Source organism: Streptomyces sp. NPDC086147 (assembly GCF_040702165.1).
Classification (GTDB): domain Bacteria; phylum Actinomycetota; class Actinomycetes; order Streptomycetales; family Streptomycetaceae; genus Streptomyces.
Genome location: NZ_JBFBJO010000008.1, coordinates 227,102 through 245,563, shown reverse-complemented (window position 1 = coordinate 245,563; position 18,462 = coordinate 227,102). Strand labels below are relative to the sequence as shown.

Below are 18,462 nucleotides of genomic sequence, written 5' to 3'. Positions count from 1 at the left end.
CGGTTCGCCGGGCGGGAGGAGGTGGCGCACGGGGCCCGCGCGGGAGCGTGGGGGCATGACACCGACCGTACGCCTCCCCGCTCCGGCGCCCGCCGCCGCCGACGCCCGGGTCGTGCCCGCCGCGGGCCGCCGGAGTGCCTCCACGGTGCTCGTCCCGCTGCTCCCGGTGGCGGATCCCGCCGAGCGGGTCACCGCCCTCACCCGGCTGGCCTACGCTGGCGACATGATCACCGGTGTCCTCCCGGCCGCGTGCGCGGCCGTCCTCCTGCGGCGGCGGAGCGCCGGGGCGTGAGGCGGTGGGCGGGGGCCCTCCTCGGGCAGCGGGCCAGGCTGCGCTGGCTGCACCTGATCCTGGGCGGCGCGCTGTTCATGCCGTACTGGATGGTCGGCACCGTGGTCATGGCCCTGTTCCTGGGCGAGGGCGGGATGTTCAGCGGCGACCTCCCGGTGATGTTCGGGGCGTACGCGGTGGGGCTGCCGCTCGCGGGCGCGACCGCGCTCTTCCCGCCGGCCCGGCCGATGTCGGTGGCGGCGGCCCGGACGCTGTGCGGGGTGCCGGCCGGCCTGTTCGCGGACGGCCCGGCGCGCGACGGGGAGGCCAGGGTGCGGACGGCGGGCTGGTTCACCCTGCACCTGGGCACCGGAGCCCTGGTCAGCGGCGCGAGCCTGGCCCTGCCGCCGTTCGCGGCGACGGTGGCGGCGCTGCCGTTCTCGCCGTCGCTCCGGGCGTCCGAACCGGTCCGGTACTGGGGGCTCGACGGGTCCCCGTGGATCTGGGCGGCGGTTCCGGCGGCCCTGCTCATGCTGCTCGCCCTGGCGGGCACCGCCGCCGCGACCGGGGCCCTGCTCGCCCGGCGGGCGCCCCGACTGCTCGGGCCGGGCCCGGCGGACCGGCTCGCGGCGGCCGAGCGGCGCGCGGCGGAGGCGGAGTCCCGCAACCGGCTGGCCCGGGAGCTGCACGACTCGGTCGGCCACGCGCTGAGCGCGGTCACCCTCCAGGCGGGCGCGGCCCGCCGGGTGCTGAACGGCGAGGGGCCCGACCTGGAGTTCGTGCGGGAGGCGCTGACCGCGATCGAGGAGACCACCCGGCGCACGGTCGGCGAACTGGACCGGGCCCTCGGCCTGCTGCGGCGCGGCGAGGAGGCCGTGGAGGGCGTGGGCCCGGGGCTCGACGCCCTGGCGGCACTGGTGCGCGGGGCGGGGCCGCGGGTGGCGCTGACCGTGGCCGGGGCCCTGGAACCCGTACCGGAGACGGTGTCGCGGGAGGCGTACCGGATCGTGCAGGAGGGCCTGACGAACGCGGCCCGGTACGCGGGCGGCGCGCCCGTCACCGTACGGCTCGACGCCCGTACCGAGGAGTTGGAGATCGTCGTGGAGAACCCGCTGCCCGAGCGGCCCCCGGCCGCCCGCCCGCACGGCGGGCGCGGGCTGCCCGGCATGGCGGAACGGGCCCGGCGCCTCGGCGGCACCGCCGACGCGGGCCCGGCGGACGGCGTGTGGCGCCTCGCGGTGAGGATCCCCCGGTGAGCGCGGTGGAGGGACGGGCCGTGCGGATCGTTCTCGCCGACGACGAGCGGATGGTGCGGACGGCCCTGCGGGTCATCCTGGACGCGGAGCCCGGCCTGGAGGTCGTCGGGGAGGCCGCCACCGGCGCCGAGGCCGTGTCCGTGGCGCGGGCGGCGCGCCCCGACGTGGTCCTCATGGACGTGCGGATGCCGGAGGTCGACGGCATCCGGGCCACCGAGCGGATCCTCGCGGGGATGGCGGAGCCGCCCCGGATCGTGGTGGTGACCACCTTCGAGAACGACTCCTACGTGTACGACGCGCTGCGCGCGGGCGCGGCCGGCTTCCTCCTGAAGCGGGCGGCGGCGGAGGAGCTGGTGAGCGCGGTCCGGCTGGTCGCGCGGAGCGACTCGCTGCTCTATCCGGCGGCGGTGCGCGGTCTGGCCGCCGAGCACGCCCGCCGCGTGCCGTCGGCGGCCCCGCCCTGGGCGGCGCGGCTCACCGAGCGGGAGGCGGAGGTGCTGCGGCTGGTGGCGACGGGCCTGACGAACGCGGAGATCGCCGCCCGGATGGGTGTCGGCCCGGCCACGGTCAAGACGCACGTGGCGGCGGTCCTGGCGAAGCTGGGCGCCCGGGACCGCACCCAGGCGGTGATCCTGGCGTACGAGTCGGGGTTCGCGGGGACGGGGTGAGCCCGGCCCCACGGGGATCCGCCGTTACGACCGGGTGGCCGTCGCGCAGCCGTTCCCGCTCCCGCCCTCGTTCCCGCCCAGCGGTGCCGTGCGGTCGTAGGGGTCGACCGTCCGGCCGTCCGGGTCGGTGTCCACCGCTCCCCCGCCGAACTCCGGCCGGAAGTGGCCGGTGGGCTCGCCGCAGCCGCCGTTGGTCATGTCGAGCTTGTACGACAGGAGGGTGAGGGTCCCCTCCTTGGTGACCACCTTCGCCGGGTCGTCCCAGCTCACCACGGTCTCCCGCCGCACGATCACGCGCACGACCTCGTCGCCGCCGCCGGCCGGGGCGACCGGGTAGACGTACGTGACGTCGGCGGTGACCTCAAGGGCCCCGAGCTTCCCCTCCCGGTAGGAGAGCCGGCCCCGGGTCCTGACCTCGTCCCCGACGAGGCGGGCCTGCGCCGGGTCGAAGCGGCTGAAGAGCATCAGCGGGTCGTGGCCCTCGCCGGGAGTGCTCAGCGCGGTCGTCACGAAGTCCGTGACGTCCTTCTGGTGCGGGTTCATCAGGGCGAGGGCCTTCTCCGGGCGGGCGCCCCTCAGCACCGCCGGGTCCAGGCTGGACGCGGCGAGGAAGTCACGCGTGCGCGTGAGGGCCCGGGCCACCTCCGCCTTCGTCGTCCGGCCGGTGGCCCCGGCGGCGGGCACGGTGATGCCGGCCGTGCCGCTCGCCCAGCGCGCCGCCGGGGAGCCCCGGAAGGGGTCGGCGAGCGTGGCCCGCCCGTCCCCCTCGGCGGGAGGGGCCTCCGTCGGCCGCTCCGTCTCCTGCGCGAGGGGCGCGCCGGCCCGCTCCCCGTCGCCGGACCAGCCGATGAGGCCGCCCGGGTCCACCGCCACGAACAGCAGCGCGAGGGCGGCCGCGAAGCCCGCCACGTACCAGCCCTTGCGGCGCCCGGTCCGTACGGGCGGGGACGTGGGCGCGCGCCACGGCGTCGGCTCCGCGGGCTCCGACCGCAGCCGGGCCGCGACCTCGCGGGCCCGCGCGGACGGCTCCTTCGGCACGTCGCCCTTCCCGTCGGCCGAGGTCCGGAGGAACTCCTCCCACACCTCGTCCGGCACCGGCGAACCGTCTCGTCCCTCGCCCACGTCCGGCCCCTCCCCGTTCCCCGTGGTTCTCCACGCGCTCGTGGCCCCTCCCCAGAGGCCTCCGCATGATCGCACAGCCGACCGAACGGATCCGGACATGAAGGTTCGCTGAGAAATGGGACGCAACCGGAACGTCCGCCGCCGCTCCGTTCGTCCCGACAAGTGCGATGAACAAGACGATCAGGCACACCTCGGTCTTCGTGCTGCTCCTCGTGCTCGCCCTCCTGGGCCGGGCCACGTGGATGCAGGCGTACGAGGCCGAGGCGCTCGCGGACGACCAGAAGAACCGGCGGAAGACGATCGCGCAGTACGCGCAGCCGCTCGGGAACATCGTCGTGGCCGGCTCCCCGGTCACCGGCTCGAAGAGGACGGAGGGGTCGGACCTGGAGTACCGGCGGACCTACACGGACGGCGAGCTGTACGCGGCCGTCACCGGCTACAGCTCGCAGGCGTACGGCGCCACCCAGCTGGAGGGCATCTACGCCGACGTCCTCGACGGCACCGACGACCGGCTGAAGAACCCGCTGGACGCGGTGACCCGCGAGCAGCAGGAGCCGGGCACGGTCCTCACCACGATCGACCCCGCCGTGCAGAAGGCCGCCTACCGGGCGCTCGGGAACAAGAAGGGCGCGGCCGTCGCCCTCGACCCGGTGAGCGGCCGGATCCTCGCCCTGGCCTCCACGCCGTCCTACGACCCGTCGAGGATCTCCGGGACGGACGGCGGCGCGGCCTGGCAGGAGCTGACCGGCGACGCGGACAAGCCACTGGTCAACCGGGCGCTGCGGCAGCCGCTGCCGCCGGGCTCCACCTTCAAGCTGGTCGTCGCGGCGGCGGCCCTGGAGAACGGTCTCTACCGCTCGGTGGACACGGCGACGGAGAGCCCCGCCCCGTACACGCTGCCGCACACCCGGACCGTGCTGCGGAACGAGAACGCCTCGGCGCCCTGCGAGGACGCGACGATCCGCACCGCGCTGCGGTACTCCTGCAACAACGTCTTCGGCAAGATGGCCGCCGACCTGGGGCAGGACAAGGTGCGGGCGATGGCGGAGAGGTTCGGCTTCAACGACGCCGGGCTCGACGTGCCGGTCCGGGCGTACGCGAGCGCGTACCCGTCGAAGATGGACCCGGCGCAGACGGCGCTCAGCGGCATCGGCCAGTTCGACGTGACGGCCACCCCGCTCCAGATGGCCATGGTGTCGGCGGCGATCGCCAACGACGGCCTCCTCGCGGCCCCGCACATGGTGTCGGAGGTCGTCGACTCCGACGGCGACGCGCTGACCTCGTTCGAGGACGGCGACACCCGGCGGATCGTCTCCTCCGCGACGGCTGAGCAGCTGCGGAGCGCGATGGTGACCGTGGTGCAGGAGGGCACCGGCACGAACGCGGCGGTCGCCGGGGCGGAGGTCGGCGGCAAGACGGGCACCGCGCAGCACGGCGAGAACAACAGCAAGACGCCGTACGCCTGGTTCACCTCGTACGCGAAGGACCCCTCGACCGGGAAGCAGGTCGCCGTCGCGGTGATGATCGAGGACTCGGGCGCGGCCCGTTCCGAGGTCAGCGGCAACGGTCTGGCGGCGCCGGTGGCGCAGAAGATGATGGCGGCGGCGCTGAAGTAAGGGGGGCGGGGCCGGTGACGTGACGGCGGGGACGGTGGCGGCGTGACGGCGCCGAAGTGACGCAGGGTTGAGCCCGATTGGCCGTCGGGCCCCGTCACGCGATATGCAGGGGCGCGCTCACATCCGAGCACACATTCGATCCGTACCCCCTGCTCCCACCTCGCGGAGGACCGCCGTGCGTCTGCCCCGTTCCCTGTCCGGCTGGACCATGGCGGTCTTCGGCGTGCTCGCCGCCGCGCTCGGCGTGGTGGGCCTGGTCGCCCCGGACGCCCTGCTCACGGTCATGGGCTTCGAACCGGTGCCCGACGGCGGGCGCGCGGACGGCGACCACACCCTGGTGTTCCTGACGGCCTCCTCGATGGCCGCGCTCAACATGGGCGTCTACTACGTCCTGGCCTCGCTCGCCGACTGGAAGGCGTTCTTCCGCTGGACGGTCCCCTTCCGCCTCCTCACCTGCGCGGTCTTCACCCTCGCCGTCGTCACCGGCCGCGCTCCGGCCGGCTTCCTGGGCGTGGGCCTGTGGGAGGGGCTCGGCGCGCTCGTGACCGGGGCGGCGCTGCGGTACGAGAAGCGGGGGAACGCGGACGCTTCCTAGGTGCGGCGCGGCCTCCGGGCGGGGAGCATGGAGGGGAAGCGCGGGCGCGGCGGGAGGAGGCAGGGTGACGGCCGGTTCCTTCCCTGGGACGGCGGGGCGGGTCGGGGTGCCCCTGGACGGCAAGGGGCTGCTCGACGTGCTCGGGGTCGCGGCCATCGTGGTGGACGCGCGCGGCCGCATCGTGCTGTGGAGCCCGCAGGCGGAGAGCCTCTTCGGCTTCCGCGCCGAGGAGGCCCTCGGCCGGTACGTGGCCCGGCTGATCGTCGGCGAGGACCACCGGGAGGAGGCGGTCCGCCTCTTCGGCGAGGTGCTCGCCGCCGGCACGACCTGGTCGGGCACCTTCCCCGTACGGCACAAGGACGGCTCCACCCGGCAGGTGGAGTTCCGCAACATGCGGCTCACCGACGACCTGGGCGGGCTCTACGCCCTGGGCATCGCCGCCGACCGCTCCGTCGTCGAGCGGGTCGAGGCCGAGCTGGCCCTCTCCGACCGGCTGGTCTCCCAGTCCCCGATCGGCCTCGCCGTCTTCGACACCGCGCTGCGCTTCGTCCTGGTGAACCCGGCCCTGGAGCGGATCAACGGCATCCCGGCCGCGCTGCACACCGGGCGGCGGATCTCCGACATGCTGCCGGGGATCGACGCGCCGGGGGTGGAGGAGGTGCTGCGGACGGTCCTGGCGTCGGGCGAGCCGCTGCTCGACCACTCCACGGTGGGCCGGACCCCCGCCGACCCGGACCGCGACCACGTCTGGTCGGTGTCCTTCTACCGCCTGGAGGGGGGCGAGGGGCGGGTCCTGGGCGTGGCGGCGTCGGTGATCGACGTGACCGAGCGGCACCGGGCGGACGCGGAGGCGGACCGGTCCCGGCGGCGGCTCGCGCTCATCGCGGACGCCTCGGCCCGGGTCGGCACCACCCTGGAGGTGGAGCGGACCGCCGACGAGCTGGCCTCGGTCGTGGTGCCGGAACTGGCGGACATCGCCGCCGTCGACGTCCTGGACTCCGTCCTGTCGCTGCGCAGGCCGGGCGCTCCGGACGAGGGGGGCCCGGCGCTGTTCCGCGCGCTCGCGGTGAAGGCGGCGGGGCCGACGGAGGCGCTGCCGGCCGCCGACCCGCCGGGGTCGGTCGCGATGTACGGGGCGGACCGGCTGGTCACCCGGTGCGTGCACACGGGGCTGCCGGTCCTGGTGGAGCGGGTCGGCCCCGGTGACCTGTCGCGGATCGCGCGGAGCCCGGAGGCGGCGGAGATGCTGGCCAGGGCCGGGGTCCACTCGTACCTGGCGGTACCGCTGATCGCGCGCGGCGAGGTGCTCGGCGCGCTCGACATGAAGCGGGACCGCAACGCGCTGCCGTTCGACGCGGACGACGTGCTGCTCGCGACGGAGCTGGCGGCCCGGGCGGCGGTGAGCATCGACAACGCGCGCTGGTACCAGAGCGTGCGGAACTCGGCGGTGACGCTCCAGCGCAGTCTGCTGCCGGGGGCGCCGCCGGCGCGGGCGGGCCTGGAGGTCGCGGCCCGCTACCAGCCGGCGCAGGCGTCGAGCGAGGTCGGCGGGGACTGGTACGACGTGATCCCGCTGCCCGACGACAAGACGGCGCTGGTCGTCGGGGACGTGATGGGCAGCGGTATCGACGCGGCGGCGACGATGGGCCGGCTGCGGACGGCGACCTGCGCGTTCGCGGACCTCGACCTGTCCCCGACGCAGGTCCTGCGGCACCTGGACCGGATCACGGAGGGCCTGGAGCACTACATCGCGACCTGTCTCTTCGCCGTGCACGACCCGGTCAGGCAGCGGTGCCGGATCGCGAACGCGGGCCACCTGCCGCCCGTGCGGGTCCCGGTGGACGGTCCGGCCGAGCTGGTGCGGCTCTCGCCCGGGGTGCCGCTGGGGGTGGGCGGCGGCACCTTCCGGACGGCCCGGGTGCCGTTCCGGCCCGGTGACCGCCTGGTGCTCTACACGGACGGTCTGATCGAGACACGCGACGAGGCGATCGACGAGCGGCTCGCGCTGCTCGTGGGCCTGCTGGACGAGGCGCGCGGGCCCCTGGAGGAAACCTGCGACCTGCTGCTGCGGGCGCTGCGCCGGCCGGGCGCGCCGGACGACGTGGCGCTCCTGATCGCCCGGAGCACGGGATGACCGCGCGGAGGCGGCGGGACGGCCCGGGGCCCGCCACCGGCCGGGGGCGGAAGCGGACCCGGCGGGAGCGGGGCAGGCGGCGCGAGACCGGTCTACGGAGCGTCGCCGGGCAGGTCTTCGCCCTGGAGGCGCTGATCGCGCTCCTGGTGATCGTGGCGGCGGCGTTCGTCACGTTCTACCAGGAGCGGCGGGACACCGAGCGGGACGCCCGGGCCCGCTCGCTCGCGGTCGCGGAGGCGCTCGCGAACGCCCCGGGCATCGACGAGGCGCTGGCCTCGCCCGATCCGACGGCGCGGCTCCAGGACGAGGCGGAGGCGATCCGGCGGGCCACGCGGCTCGACTTCATCGCGATCCTGGGCCCCGACGGGATGCGGTACACCGACTCGCAGCCGGACCTGATCGGCCGCAGGGCGGTCGGCGACCTCACGCGGGCGACGGTGGACGGCGAGTCGTACACGGAGATCTTCCAGGGCGCGCCGAACGACGCGGTGCGGGCCGTGGTCCCCGTGGTGAACGACCGGGGCAAGATCGTCGGCCTGGTGACCAGCGGCATCGAGGTGGAGAACATCGCGGACGCCTTCCGGGACCGGCTGCCGCTGCTCGCCGGGGCGGCGGGCGGCGCGCTCCTGGTGGCGGTGGGCGGGGCGGCCCTGGTGAGCCGGCGGCTGCGGCGGCAGACGCACGGCCTGGGACCGGCCGAGATGACCCGGATGAAGGAGCACCATGAGGCGGTGCTGCACGCCGTCCGGGAGGGCGTCCTGATCATCGACTCCGACCACCGGCTGCTGCTGGCCAACGACGAGGCGCGCCGGCTGCTCGGCCTCGGGCCGGAGGCCGAGCAGCGGCACGTCTCGGAGCTGGGCCTCGACCCGCGCACGGTCGAGCTCCTGGAGTCGGGGGAGGCGGCGACCGACGAGGTGCACCGGGCGGGCGACCGGCTGCTCGCGGTGAGCGTGCGGCCCACGCTGCCGCACGGCTCCGAGTCCGGCTGCGTGATGACGATGCGGGACACCACCGAGCTGGCGGCGCTGTCCGGCCGGGCGGCGGTGGCCCGGGGCCGGCTCCAGCTGCTGTACGAGGCGGGGGTGCGGATCGGGACGACCCTGGAGGTTGTGCGGACGGCGGAGGAGCTGGCGGAGGTGGCGGTGCCGCGGTTCGCGGACTTCGCCACGGTGGAGCTCCTGGAGCCGGTGCTGCGCGGGGAGGAGCCGTCCGAGATCGTGGAGACGGCGACGGCGACGGCGACGGCGGCAGCGGCGGAGATGCGGCGGACGGCGCTGAGCGGGGCGCGGCCGGGCGGGCCGCTCCAGCCGGTCGGGGACACCGTCCGCTTCGACGTGCCCAGCACCCCGATGGCCATGGCGCTGGCCTCGGGGCACGCGGTGGTGCAGCCGGAGCTGGCGGCGGCGGAGGGCTGGCGGGCGCAGGATCCGGAGGGGGCGGCGCAGGCCCTCGCGTACGGGATGCACTCGCTGCTCACGGTGCCGCTGCTGGCCCGCGGGGTGGTCCTCGGGATGGCGAACTTCTGGCGGGCGGACACCCAGGAGCCGTTCGGGGAGGAGGACCTGTCGTTCGCGGAGGAGCTGGCGGCGCGGGCGGCGGTCGCGATCGACAACGCGCGCCGGTTCACCCGGGAGCACGCGATGGCGGTGTCGCTCCAGCGGAGCCTGCTGCCCCGGGTGCTGCCGGAGCAGAGCGCGGTGGAGGTCGCCCACCGCTACCTCCCGGCGAAGGCCGGGGTGGGCGGCGACTGGTTCGACGTGATCCCGCTGCCGGGGGCGCGGGTGGCGCTCGTGGTGGGGGACGTGGTGGGGCACGGGCTGCACGCGGCGGCGGCCATGGGGCGGCTGCGGACGGCGGTGCACAACTTCTCGACCCTGGACGTGCCGCCGGACGAGCTCCTGGGCCACCTCGACGAGCTGACGGGCCGGATCGACTCCCGGGAGCCGGAGGGGGTGGACGGGGAGGGGCGGCGGCGCGACGAGGGGATCACCGGCGCGACCTGCCTGTACGCGATCTACGATCCGGCGTCCGGGCTGTGCACGGTGGCGAGCGCGGGCCACCCGGGGCCCGCCCTGGTGGCCCCCGACGGGCGGGTGGAGTTCCCCGAGCTGTCACCGGGGCTGCCGCTCGGGCTCGGTCTGGGCGAGGCGCCGTTCGCGTCGACGGAGCTGCGGCTGCCGGAGGGGAGCAAGCTGGTGCTCTTCACCGACGGCCTCCTGGAGGACCACGGGCGGGACTTCGACACGGGGCTCGGGCTGCTGCGGTCCACGCTCACCCGCCCGGACCGGACTCCGGAGCAGACCTGCGCGGACGTCCTGACGGCGCTCCTCCCGCCCTCCCCGCGCGACGACATCGCGCTGCTGGTCGCGCGGACCCGGCTGCTCGACCGGGAGCGGATCGCCGAGTGGGAGGTGGCGCGGGACCCGTCGGCGGTGTCGCCGGTGCGGAACGCGGCGGCGGCGAAGCTGTCGGAGTGGGGGCTCGACGGGCTCGCGTTCTCGGCGGAGCTGATCCTCAGCGAGCTGATCACGAACGCGGTGCGGTACGGCGCGGATCCGGTGCGCGTGCGGCTGCTCCACGACCGGACGCTGATCTGCGAGGTCTCGGACGGCAGCAGCACCTCTCCGCACCTGCGGCACGCGGCGGCGACGGACGAGGGCGGGCGCGGGCTCTACCTGGTCGCGCAGTACGCGGAGCGCTGGGGCACGCGGTACGGGCGGCGCGGCAAGACGATCTGGGCCGAGCTGCGCGCGGGCGGCCCCGAGCCGGCGGAGGCGGCGGTGCCGGACCTGGACGCGCTGGAGGACCTGGCCTGGTGAGGCCCGGGGTCCGGGAGTTCGCTAGGGTGCGCGGATGCCAGACACGCGTGCGTACGGCGCTTATCGGACGGGTGGCCTGTGGGTCGCGGTGGGGATCTCGCTCGGCGCGGTGCTGGTGGGCTCGGCGCTCGCCCTGTTCGCCATGCTGGAGTACGACGAGCGGTGCGCCCACGGGATGGTCCAGGGGCCCGGCCGGCTGCTGCGGACCCGGTACCAGGCGTTCCCCCCGGCCACCGTCTGCGAGTTCGAGCGGGGCGAGGTGTCCTCCCTCGGAGGTTCGTGGCTCCCGGAGGCGCTCCTCTGGGCCGCCCTGACGGTCCTGGTCGTCTGCATGTTCGCGGCGCTGGTGGCGGACTGGTTCGAGCCGCGCCCCGGCGGCCCGCTGGTGGAGCCGAGGACCCGGGCCGAGCGGGTGGGCCGCACGGGGGTCGCCTTCCTCGTGACCGGCTCCCTCTTCCTCCTGCTGTACGCGCTGGCCGGCTGGGAGCTGCTCGCCGGTCCGTCGTCGGCCTGCTCGGCGGGCGGGGGCTGGGGGAGCCTGCCGCCCAGGACGCTGGAGTACTCCTTCTTCCCGCCGCAGGCGACCTGCCAGTACAGGAGCGGCAAGACGGCGTTCCTCACCCCCGGCTGGCTGTCCTCCCTGACGGCCCTCGCCGCCCTCCCCGCCCTTGCCGCCGGCACCGGCTTCGCCCTGGCGTGGCGCCGCCGCCGGGAGGAGCGCCGGGAAGCCGGCCGGCCCGGCGCCCCGGCGGAGGAGCGCTCCCACACACTCCCTTGACGCTCCGTCAGGCGGCTCCCTGGCGTGTCGAAGGTCTCGCGGGGACGGCGTGCGGGAGCGGCCCTCCCGGCGCGGGAACCGCTCCGTGCCCGGCACCCGGCACCCGGCACCCGGCACCGACCGAAGGAGAGCCGCCGCATGACCCGTCCCCTCGCCCTCGTGACCGGGGTCGGCCGCACCGTCGGCATCGGCGCGGCCGTCGCCCGGCGCCTCGCGGACTCGGGCTGGGACCTCGTCCTCACCCACTGGACCCCCTACGACCTGCGCATGGAATGGGGCGTCGAGCGGGGCGCGACCGCGGCGATCCTCCGCGACCTCGCCGACCGGGGCGCGACCGCCGAGGCCGTCGAGGCCGACCTCGCCGATCCCGGGGCCCCCGCGCTCGTCTTCGACGCGGCCGAACGGCGCCTCGGCCGCCCGGTCACGGCCCTCGTCCTGTGCCACTGCGAGTCGGTCGACTCCGGCCTCCTCGACACCACGGTGGAGAGTTTCGACCGCCACTTCGCGGTCAACGCGCGCGCGTCCTGGCTGCTGGTCCGGGAGTACGGCCGGCGCTTCACCGGACCCCACGGCACCGGCCGCGTCGTCGCCCTGACCAGCGACCACACCGTGGGGAACCTCCCGTACGGGGCGAGCAAGGGCGCCCTGGACCGCATCACCCTGGCGGCCGCCCACGAGCTCGCGCACCTCGGGGTCACGGCGAACGCCGTCGATCCCGGCCCCGTGGACACCGGCTGGATGTCGGAGGAGCTGCGGGAGGAGGTCCTCCGGAAGACCCCGCTCGGCCGCCTCGGGACCCCGAGGGACGCGGCGCACCTGGTGGACTTCCTCTGCTCGCCCGAGGGCCAGTGGATCAACGGGCAGCTGCTGAGGGCCGACGGCGGCCTGGTCTGACCCGGGGGCACGGGGGTACGCAGGACCCGGCCGGACTGATACGGGGGAGCCGGCCGGGTCCGGGTGACCGTCCGCGTGGGCGGACCGGACCCGCTCACCGTAGGCCCGGCCGAAGATCGTCGCGAGCCGCGGAACGCGGAGCCTGTCCGGAATGCGCGACGGATCGGAGCAGCGGGAGCACGGCCCGCCGGGAGCGCGCGCCCCCGGCGGCCCGCTCCCGTCCGGCGTCTGCGGACGGCGGTCCCGACCGCAGGATCCGGACGACGTCTTTGGCTCGATACCGCCGCCGGGACCGGCGGCGCTCCCCCGGCGCGGTCACCCCGCACCGCCCCCGTCACCGCTCTCCCCCACTGCGGTCACCCCGCACCGCGTCCCTCAGCGCCCCGACCGCAGCGTCCGGGACGGGGACTCGCCGTACTTCTCGCGGTAGCGCGCCGCGAACCGCCCCTGGTGCCCGAAGCCCCAGCGCCAGGCCACCTCGCTCACGCTCACCTCGTCCGGCGCGGCCGCCCGCAGCTCCTCGCGGACCCGGTCGAGCCGGACCTCCCGCACGTACGCCATCGGGGACATCCCCACGTACTCCCGGAAGGACTCCTGGAGGCGGCGCACGCTCACCCGGGCCAGGGCGGCGAGCTCGGTCGTGGTGAACGGGTGCTCGGGGCGCTCGCGCACCGCGTCCATCGCCCGTTTGACCGGCGCCGGGCGCCGGACCTCCCCCGGGTGGTCGAGCGCCTCGCGCCAGGGGTGTTCGGCGGCCAGGAGCAGCCCGTTGAGCAGCGCCTCCTGGAGGGGCCCGGCCACCAGTTCGTGCCGGGCGAGGCCCTCCCCGGCCAGCGCCCCGTACGCGACCTGGCGGGCGAAGCGCACCCAGCTCAGGCCGGGGCCGCGCGTGATGTCCAGGTGCGGCGCGAAGACGAGCGGGCCGCGCGGGGGCCGGCCCGTCAGCTTTTCGAGGCGCTCGCGCAGCGCGGCCGCCCCGATCTTCACGGCCAGGGTCCGGCAGTCGCCGCTCCAGCGGTCCAGGAAGGTGTCCCCCGCCGGGTCGAGCAGCAGCGCCCCGGCGGCCGTCGCGACGAGCGGCGGGCCGCCGCCCTGGCGCAGCTCCATCGTGCCGGTCAGCGGGGCGTTCAGGTGGTAGGCGCCCAGCTCCCCGAAGCTCATCCGGACGTCGGCCCCGCAGCTCAGGTCGCCGATGACCAGCGGTCCGAGGACAACGGTGTCGAAGTGCGCCGCGAAGGGCCGCGACCGGCGTTCGACGAGCTCCATGCGGCTCGTGTAGTACCGCGCGTCGAGCTCCTCGCGCGCCTCGTCCACGTCCCCCGTACGGAACGAGCCCCCGCCCTCCGGTCTCTCCCGCCCCGCGTCTCCGCCCCGCCCCGCCGGCCCGACCGCGTCCGCCGTCGCTCCCCCGGCCCCCACAGCACCCATGGGTCGAAAGAATATTCATATGACGGATCTGACCGGGAACGGCAGGATGCCCGTCATGCCACGACCTCATGGATTCACGTACGAGCAACGGCGCGACGGCTCCGTCGTCCTCACCCACCAGGGCCGCGCCGCGGGCGTGCTGCGCGGCGGGCGCGCCGAGAAGTTCCTGGCGGAGGTGGAGTCGGGCGACGCCCAGCTCGTCATGGCCCGCTGGACGGGCTCGTACCGCTTCGGCAACGAGCGGCAGGCCGCGAACCACCCGCGTAATCAGGGTGGCCGAACCGGGCGAAGGTAAGGGAACGGCAAAGGGGCCCGGATCGTTAGCCCTGGCATGACCGCTATGACCCCCGGCTCGAACATCCCTCTCACCACCACGCGCGTGGCGGTGGACGTCGCCGCCCCGGTGCGGCTCGACGTCTCGGGCCTGCTGCTCGGCGCCAACGGCAAGGTGCGCTCGGACGACGACTTCATCTTCTACAACCAGCCGGCCGGGCCCGGTGTCACCTACCGCTCCGGCGGCGGGACCGCGCCCGACGCGATCCTGGTCGACACCGGCGCCCTGCCGGCCGGCGTCGAGAGGATCGTCGTCACGGCGAGCCCGGACGCCGCGGGCCAGACCTTCCAGGGCATCGAGCCCACGGCGACGATCCGCGACGCGGACGGCGGCGGCGTGCTCGCCACCTTCACGCCGCCGCGGCTCGCCACGGAGACGGCGCTCGTGGTCGTCGAGATCTATCTGCGCAACGGCGCGTGGAAGGCCCGCGCCGTCGGCCAGGGCTACGCGAACGGGCTCGCCGGCATCGCGACCGACTTCGGCGTCTCGGTGGACGAGGAACCCGCCGCGCCCGCGGCCCCCGCCGCGCAGGCCGCGCCCCCGGCTCCCCCGGCCCCGCCCGTCGCCCCGGTGGACCCCCGGGTCGCGCCCCCGGCCCCGCCCGCTCCCCCGGCCGCCCCCGCCGCTCCCGCTCCCGGCGCCGGCAAGATCAACCTCGACAAGGGCCGGGTCAGCCTCCAGAAGAACCAGACGGTGTCCCTGGTCAAGGGCGGCCGTCCGCTGCTCTCCCAGGTCAAGATGGGCCTCGGCTGGGAGCCCGCCTACCGGGGCAAGGACATCGACCTGGACGCGTCCGTCATCGCGTACGGACCCCAGCGCAACCACCTGGACAGCTGCTACTTCGGCAAGCTGGCCATCCTCAACGGCTCGGTCAAGCACTCCGGTGACAACCTCACCGGCGAGGGCGCGGGCGACGACGAGGTGATCACCGTCGACCTGGGCCGGCTGCCCGCCGAGGTCTCCGGTCTCGTCTTCACGGTCAACTCCTTCTCCGGCCAGAAGTTCACCGAGGTCGCCAAGGCCTACTGCCGGCTGCTCGACGCGGCGACGGGCGAGGAGCTGGTCCGCTTCGACCTGACCACCGCCGAGCCGCAGACCGGCGTGATGATGGCCAAGCTGATCAGGCAGTTCTCCGGCGAGTGGGAGATGACGGCGATGGGCGAGTTCGTGAAGTCGCGGACCGTCCGGGGCATGGTGAAGCCGGCCGCCCAGGCGCTCTGAACGGCCGGAGGGGGCTCCCGGGGATCGTCTCCCGGGAGCCCCCTCCTTTGTGTCGGCGCTCAGCGGCGGGGCTGGCGGCGCCAGGGGCCGGTGATCGCGACCATGATCCCGGGGTCCTGGATGTTGGCGAACAGCGTGTCGCCGCCGGGCGAGAAGACGACGCCGGTGAACTCGCTGCCGTTGAGGTCGTTGCGGGCGATCGGGTACGTGCGGCCGGAGTCGGTGGCGCCGAAGAGGTGCTGGACCCCTTCGCCGTCCTCGGCGATGACGAGCCCGCCGTACGGGGAGACGGTGATGTTGTCGGGGCCGTCGTAGGCGCCGTCCTCGTCGGGGTTCGCGTTCACGCCGAGCAGCACCTTGAGGGTGAGGGTGCGGCGCTTGGGGTCGTAGAACCAGACCTGGCCGTCGTGCGCGGCACCCGGGCTCTCGTCGCGCGCGTAGGAGGAGACGACGTAGGCGCCGCCGTCCGCCCACCACATGCCCTCCAGCTTGCGGGCGCGGGTGACCTGCCCGGCCGCGAACTGCTTGCGGACGGGGGTGGTGCGGCCGTCGCGGTCGGGGACGTCGACCCAGTCCACGCCGTAGACGGTGCCGATCCGGGTGGCGCGGGAGAGGTCGTCGACGAAACGGCCGCCGGAGTCGACGCACTTGAAGGCCTGGAGCACACCGGCGTCGTCGGCGAGGGTGCGGAGCCTGCCGCGCCCGTGCCGGAAGCCCTTCGGCGGCACCCAGCGGAAGAGCAGCCCGTTGGGGCCGGACGCGTCCTCGGTGAGGTAGGCGTGGCCCTGCCGGGGGTCGACGACGACGGCCTCGTGCTCGTAGCGGCCGAAGGCCTTGACCGGCTTCGGGTTCCGGTTGGCCCGGCGGTCGTGCGGGTCGACCTCGAAAATGTACCCGTGGTCCCTGGTCATGCCGTTGACCCCGGCGAGGTCGGCGTTCTCCTCGCCGGTCAGCCAGGTGCCCCAGTCGGTGCGGCCGCCCGCGCAGTTGGTGGAGGTGCCGGCGATGCCGACCCACTCGGCCACCGTGCCGTCGCGGTGCACCTCGACAACGGTGCAGCCGCCGGCCGCGGCCGGGTCGTAGACGAGGCCCTCGGCGAGCGGGACGGGGTGGGTCCATTTGGAGCGGGGGCCCTTGAGCTCGTGGTTGTTGACCAGGTACGTGGTGCCGCGCGGGCCCGCGAAGGCGGCGGTGCCGTCGTGGTTGGAGGGCGTGAACTCGCCGGACTCCAGGCGGGTCACGCCGCTGTGGGTGACGACGCGGTAGGAGAACCCGGCGGGCAGGGCGAGCATCCCCTCCGGGTCGGCGACCAGCGGCCCGTACCCGAGCGCGTGCCCGTGGCCGTGGCCATGACCGTGCCCGGCTCCGTACGCCTGCGGCTCGTCGGACGCGAGCGCCTCGGGGGCGGTGGCGAGAGCTCCGACGACACCGGTGAGGGCGAGCCCCGCACCGGCGACGGCGGACTGCTGGGTGAACTCTCTGCGGTTGAGCGGCATGGTGGCGGGGTCTCCCTGTGGTGGCCGGATCTCGCGGGCCACCTTCCCGCGCCTCCGCGAACACCGCCTGAACACCACCGGAACACCGCCGGGCGCCCGGGGTCACCGGACGTCCGGCGGGAACGGCCACGCCGTCAGGAGCCGCTCGGGACGGGACCGTTCAGGAACCGGCCCGCGACCGCGCCTTGAAGGCGGACTTGCGGGCCTCCTTCGCCGCGCCCTTGTCCCGGTGCAGCCGGCCCATCGCCTCCAGGACCTCCGCCGTCGCCGGGTGCTCCACCCGCCAGGCCGCCTCGAAGAAGCCGCCGTGGCGTCCGGTGAGGCCCTCGATCAGCTCCTGGAGCTCCTCCAGGTCCCCGTCCGCGTCGAGCTGGGCCGCGATCGTGTCGATCGCCAGCCAGAAGATCATCGACTCCGGCGGCGCGGGCACGTCCGCCGCGCCGCGCTCCGCGAGCCAGACCCGGGCCAGGCCGCCGAGCTCCGCGTCGTCCAGGACCTCCCGCACGGCGGGCTCCGCCTCCGGGCCCACCAAGGAGAGCGTCTGCTGGCAGTGGAGGCGGCGGAGCGGGGAGCCCGCGTCGGAGCCCCGGGCGGCGTGCAGCAGTTCGCGGGCCGCGCCGAGGGCGTCGCGGCCGGCCAGCCAGACGGCGGTCTCCTCGCGGGCCGCGGCCTCCGGGTAGCCGGCGATGCCGTCGAGGAGGGCGTCGGCGCCCTTGTCGGCCAGGTCGCCGACGGCGGGCGCGTCGACGCCGGCCTCCAGCATCCGGGCCCGGACGCCGTAGAGGCCGAGCGGGGTGAGCCGGACCATGCCGTAGCGGGTGACGTCCTCGTCGTCGACGGAGACGGCGGGCTCCTCGCCCTCCTCGACCATCAGGGCCTCGTCGAGGGGCTGGTACTCGACGAGCCCGATCGGCTCGAACAGCCGGAACTGCTCGTCGAGCCGCATCATCGCGTCGGAGACGCGCTCCAGGACGTCGTCGGTGGGCTCGCCCATGTCGTCGGGGACGACCATCGACGCGGCGAGCGCGGGCAGCGGCACCGGGCCCTCGCCGGGCCCGCCCTCGCTGACGGTCAGCAGGTAGAGGTTGCCGAGCACGCCCTCCAGGAACTCGGCCTCGGCCTCGGGGTCCCAGTCGAGGGCGTCGACGTCGATCTCGCCGTCCTCCCCGATGAGTTCGTCGAGGTCGTCGAGGACGGGGGCGACGGCGTCCGCGAAGACGGTGTCGAAGCCGTCCAGCCAGAGCGCGAGGACGTCCCGGGGCGCACCGCCGGTGAGGAGCGCCAGGTTCTCGCCGGGCGCGGCCCGCCCGGGGACGTCCTCCTCCCCGGCCGCTCCGGCCGCCTCGCCGTCCTCGATCTCCACGAGGCCGGTGTCGACCGCGAGCCGCCAGGCGTCGCCCGCCCGGAACTCGCCCTCCTCGCCGGCGGGGAGGCCCAGGACCCCGGCCGCCGCCGGGAGCTGCTCGTCGACGAGTTCGCCGCCCGCGTCGACCCGGGTGTCGGGCCCGGCCCAGCGGGCGAGCCGTGCCGCGTCGGCGAGGAGGGGGGCGGCCAGGGCGTCCCGCGCCAGCTCCGCGTCCGCACGCAGCCGAACGGGGGGAAGGGTGGGGTGGTCCGCTGACATCTGGGGGCTCCTCGGCGCGTGCGGGGTGAGCGGGTGGAAGGGGCTCGGAGAGTGGTCTCGGAGAGCCGTCCCAGCGTAGACGCATCCGGGAGGGCGTCCGCCGGTTCACGGTTCCGTCAGCCTTCGTACACCCGTCGACCCTTGACAAGTGGGGTGCCCTGCCAAGAGATTGACGCGCGTAGATCCATCTGCCGTTCCTCCCA

General features: G+C 75.4%; 15 protein-coding genes. 11 read left to right on the top strand and 4 right to left on the bottom strand.

The window, feature by feature from the left end; translation table 11 throughout:
• Positions 1-55 precede the first annotated feature (55 nt).
• The 3 genes from AB0398_RS19960 to AB0398_RS19950 are packed head-to-tail and all read left to right on the top strand — an operon-like array spanning position 56 to position 2,195.
• Positions 56-292 (top strand): hypothetical protein, encoded by a 237-nt coding sequence (locus tag AB0398_RS19960; protein WP_366376789.1) that lies wholly within the window; start codon positions 56-58, stop codon positions 290-292.
• On the top strand, positions 289-1,527 hold the full coding sequence (locus AB0398_RS19955; protein WP_366376788.1) for a histidine kinase: 1,239 nt from the start codon (positions 289-291) through the stop codon (positions 1,525-1,527). Before AB0398_RS19960 ends, AB0398_RS19955 begins: the two co-directional genes overlap by 4 nt.
• Positions 1,528-1,532: 5 nt before the next feature.
• Positions 1,533-2,195, top strand: a complete 663-nt coding sequence (locus tag AB0398_RS19950) for a response regulator transcription factor (protein WP_366376924.1) — start codon at positions 1,533-1,535, stop codon at positions 2,193-2,195.
• Between the two features lie 24 nt (positions 2,196-2,219).
• On the opposite strand, the gene AB0398_RS19945 is transcribed toward AB0398_RS19950, so the two are convergent.
• Complete coding sequence (locus AB0398_RS19945; RefSeq protein ID WP_366376786.1) at positions 2,220-3,317, bottom strand: hypothetical protein; 1,098 nt, start codon at positions 3,315-3,317, stop codon at positions 2,220-2,222.
• Positions 3,318-3,484: 167 nt separating this feature from the next.
• On the opposite strand from AB0398_RS19945, the gene AB0398_RS19940 reads away from it, so the two are divergent.
• From AB0398_RS19940 to AB0398_RS19915, 6 genes are all read left to right on the top strand, one after another.
• The gene (locus AB0398_RS19940; RefSeq protein ID WP_366376785.1) at positions 3,485-4,933 is read left to right on the top strand and encodes a penicillin-binding protein 2; all 1,449 of its coding nucleotides are present in this window, start codon (positions 3,485-3,487) and stop codon (positions 4,931-4,933) included.
• A 208-nt stretch (positions 4,934-5,141) separates the two neighbouring features.
• Positions 5,142-5,528, top strand: a complete 387-nt coding sequence (locus AB0398_RS19935; RefSeq protein ID WP_366376922.1) for a hypothetical protein — start codon at positions 5,142-5,144, stop codon at positions 5,526-5,528.
• A gap of 64 nt (positions 5,529-5,592) precedes the next feature.
• The gene (locus AB0398_RS19930; protein WP_366376784.1) at positions 5,593-7,662 is read left to right on the top strand and encodes a SpoIIE family protein phosphatase; all 2,070 of its coding nucleotides are present in this window, start codon (positions 5,593-5,595) and stop codon (positions 7,660-7,662) included.
• Positions 7,659-10,484: a SpoIIE family protein phosphatase gene (locus AB0398_RS19925; RefSeq protein WP_366376783.1), complete on the top strand. Its 2,826-nt coding sequence runs from the start codon at positions 7,659-7,661 to the stop codon at positions 10,482-10,484. The genes AB0398_RS19930 and AB0398_RS19925 overlap by 4 nt, the downstream gene beginning before the upstream one ends.
• A gap of 34 nt (positions 10,485-10,518) precedes the next feature.
• Complete coding sequence (locus AB0398_RS19920; protein ID WP_366376782.1) at positions 10,519-11,262, top strand: hypothetical protein; 744 nt, start codon at positions 10,519-10,521, stop codon at positions 11,260-11,262.
• Between the two features lie 138 nt (positions 11,263-11,400).
• Positions 11,401-12,156 (top strand): SDR family oxidoreductase, encoded by a 756-nt coding sequence (locus tag AB0398_RS19915; RefSeq protein ID WP_366376781.1) that lies wholly within the window; start codon positions 11,401-11,403, stop codon positions 12,154-12,156.
• A gap of 375 nt (positions 12,157-12,531) precedes the next feature.
• Here the strand turns inward: AB0398_RS19915 and AB0398_RS19910 are convergent, their stop codons facing one another.
• Complete coding sequence (locus AB0398_RS19910; RefSeq protein ID WP_366376780.1) at positions 12,532-13,584, bottom strand: AraC family transcriptional regulator; 1,053 nt, start codon at positions 13,582-13,584, stop codon at positions 12,532-12,534.
• A 55-nt stretch (positions 13,585-13,639) separates the two neighbouring features.
• Between AB0398_RS19910 and AB0398_RS19905 the strand changes: the two genes are divergently transcribed.
• Positions 13,640-13,879, top strand: a complete 240-nt coding sequence (locus AB0398_RS19905) for a hypothetical protein (protein WP_366376920.1) — start codon at positions 13,640-13,642, stop codon at positions 13,877-13,879.
• Positions 13,880-13,924: 45 nt separating this feature from the next.
• Positions 13,925-15,139 (top strand): TerD family protein, encoded by a 1,215-nt coding sequence (locus tag AB0398_RS19900; RefSeq protein WP_366376918.1) that lies wholly within the window; start codon positions 13,925-13,927, stop codon positions 15,137-15,139.
• 59 nt (positions 15,140-15,198) lie between these two features.
• Here the strand turns inward: AB0398_RS19900 and AB0398_RS19895 are convergent, their stop codons facing one another.
• The gene (locus AB0398_RS19895) at positions 15,199-16,635 is read right to left on the bottom strand and encodes an alkaline phosphatase PhoX (RefSeq protein ID WP_366376779.1); all 1,437 of its coding nucleotides are present in this window, start codon (positions 16,633-16,635) and stop codon (positions 15,199-15,201) included.
• Between the two features lie 160 nt (positions 16,636-16,795).
• Positions 16,796-18,259, bottom strand: coding sequence for a hypothetical protein (locus tag AB0398_RS19890; protein ID WP_366376778.1), 1,464 nt, complete (start codon positions 18,257-18,259; stop codon positions 16,796-16,798).
• Between the last annotated feature and the right edge of the window lie 203 nt (positions 18,260-18,462).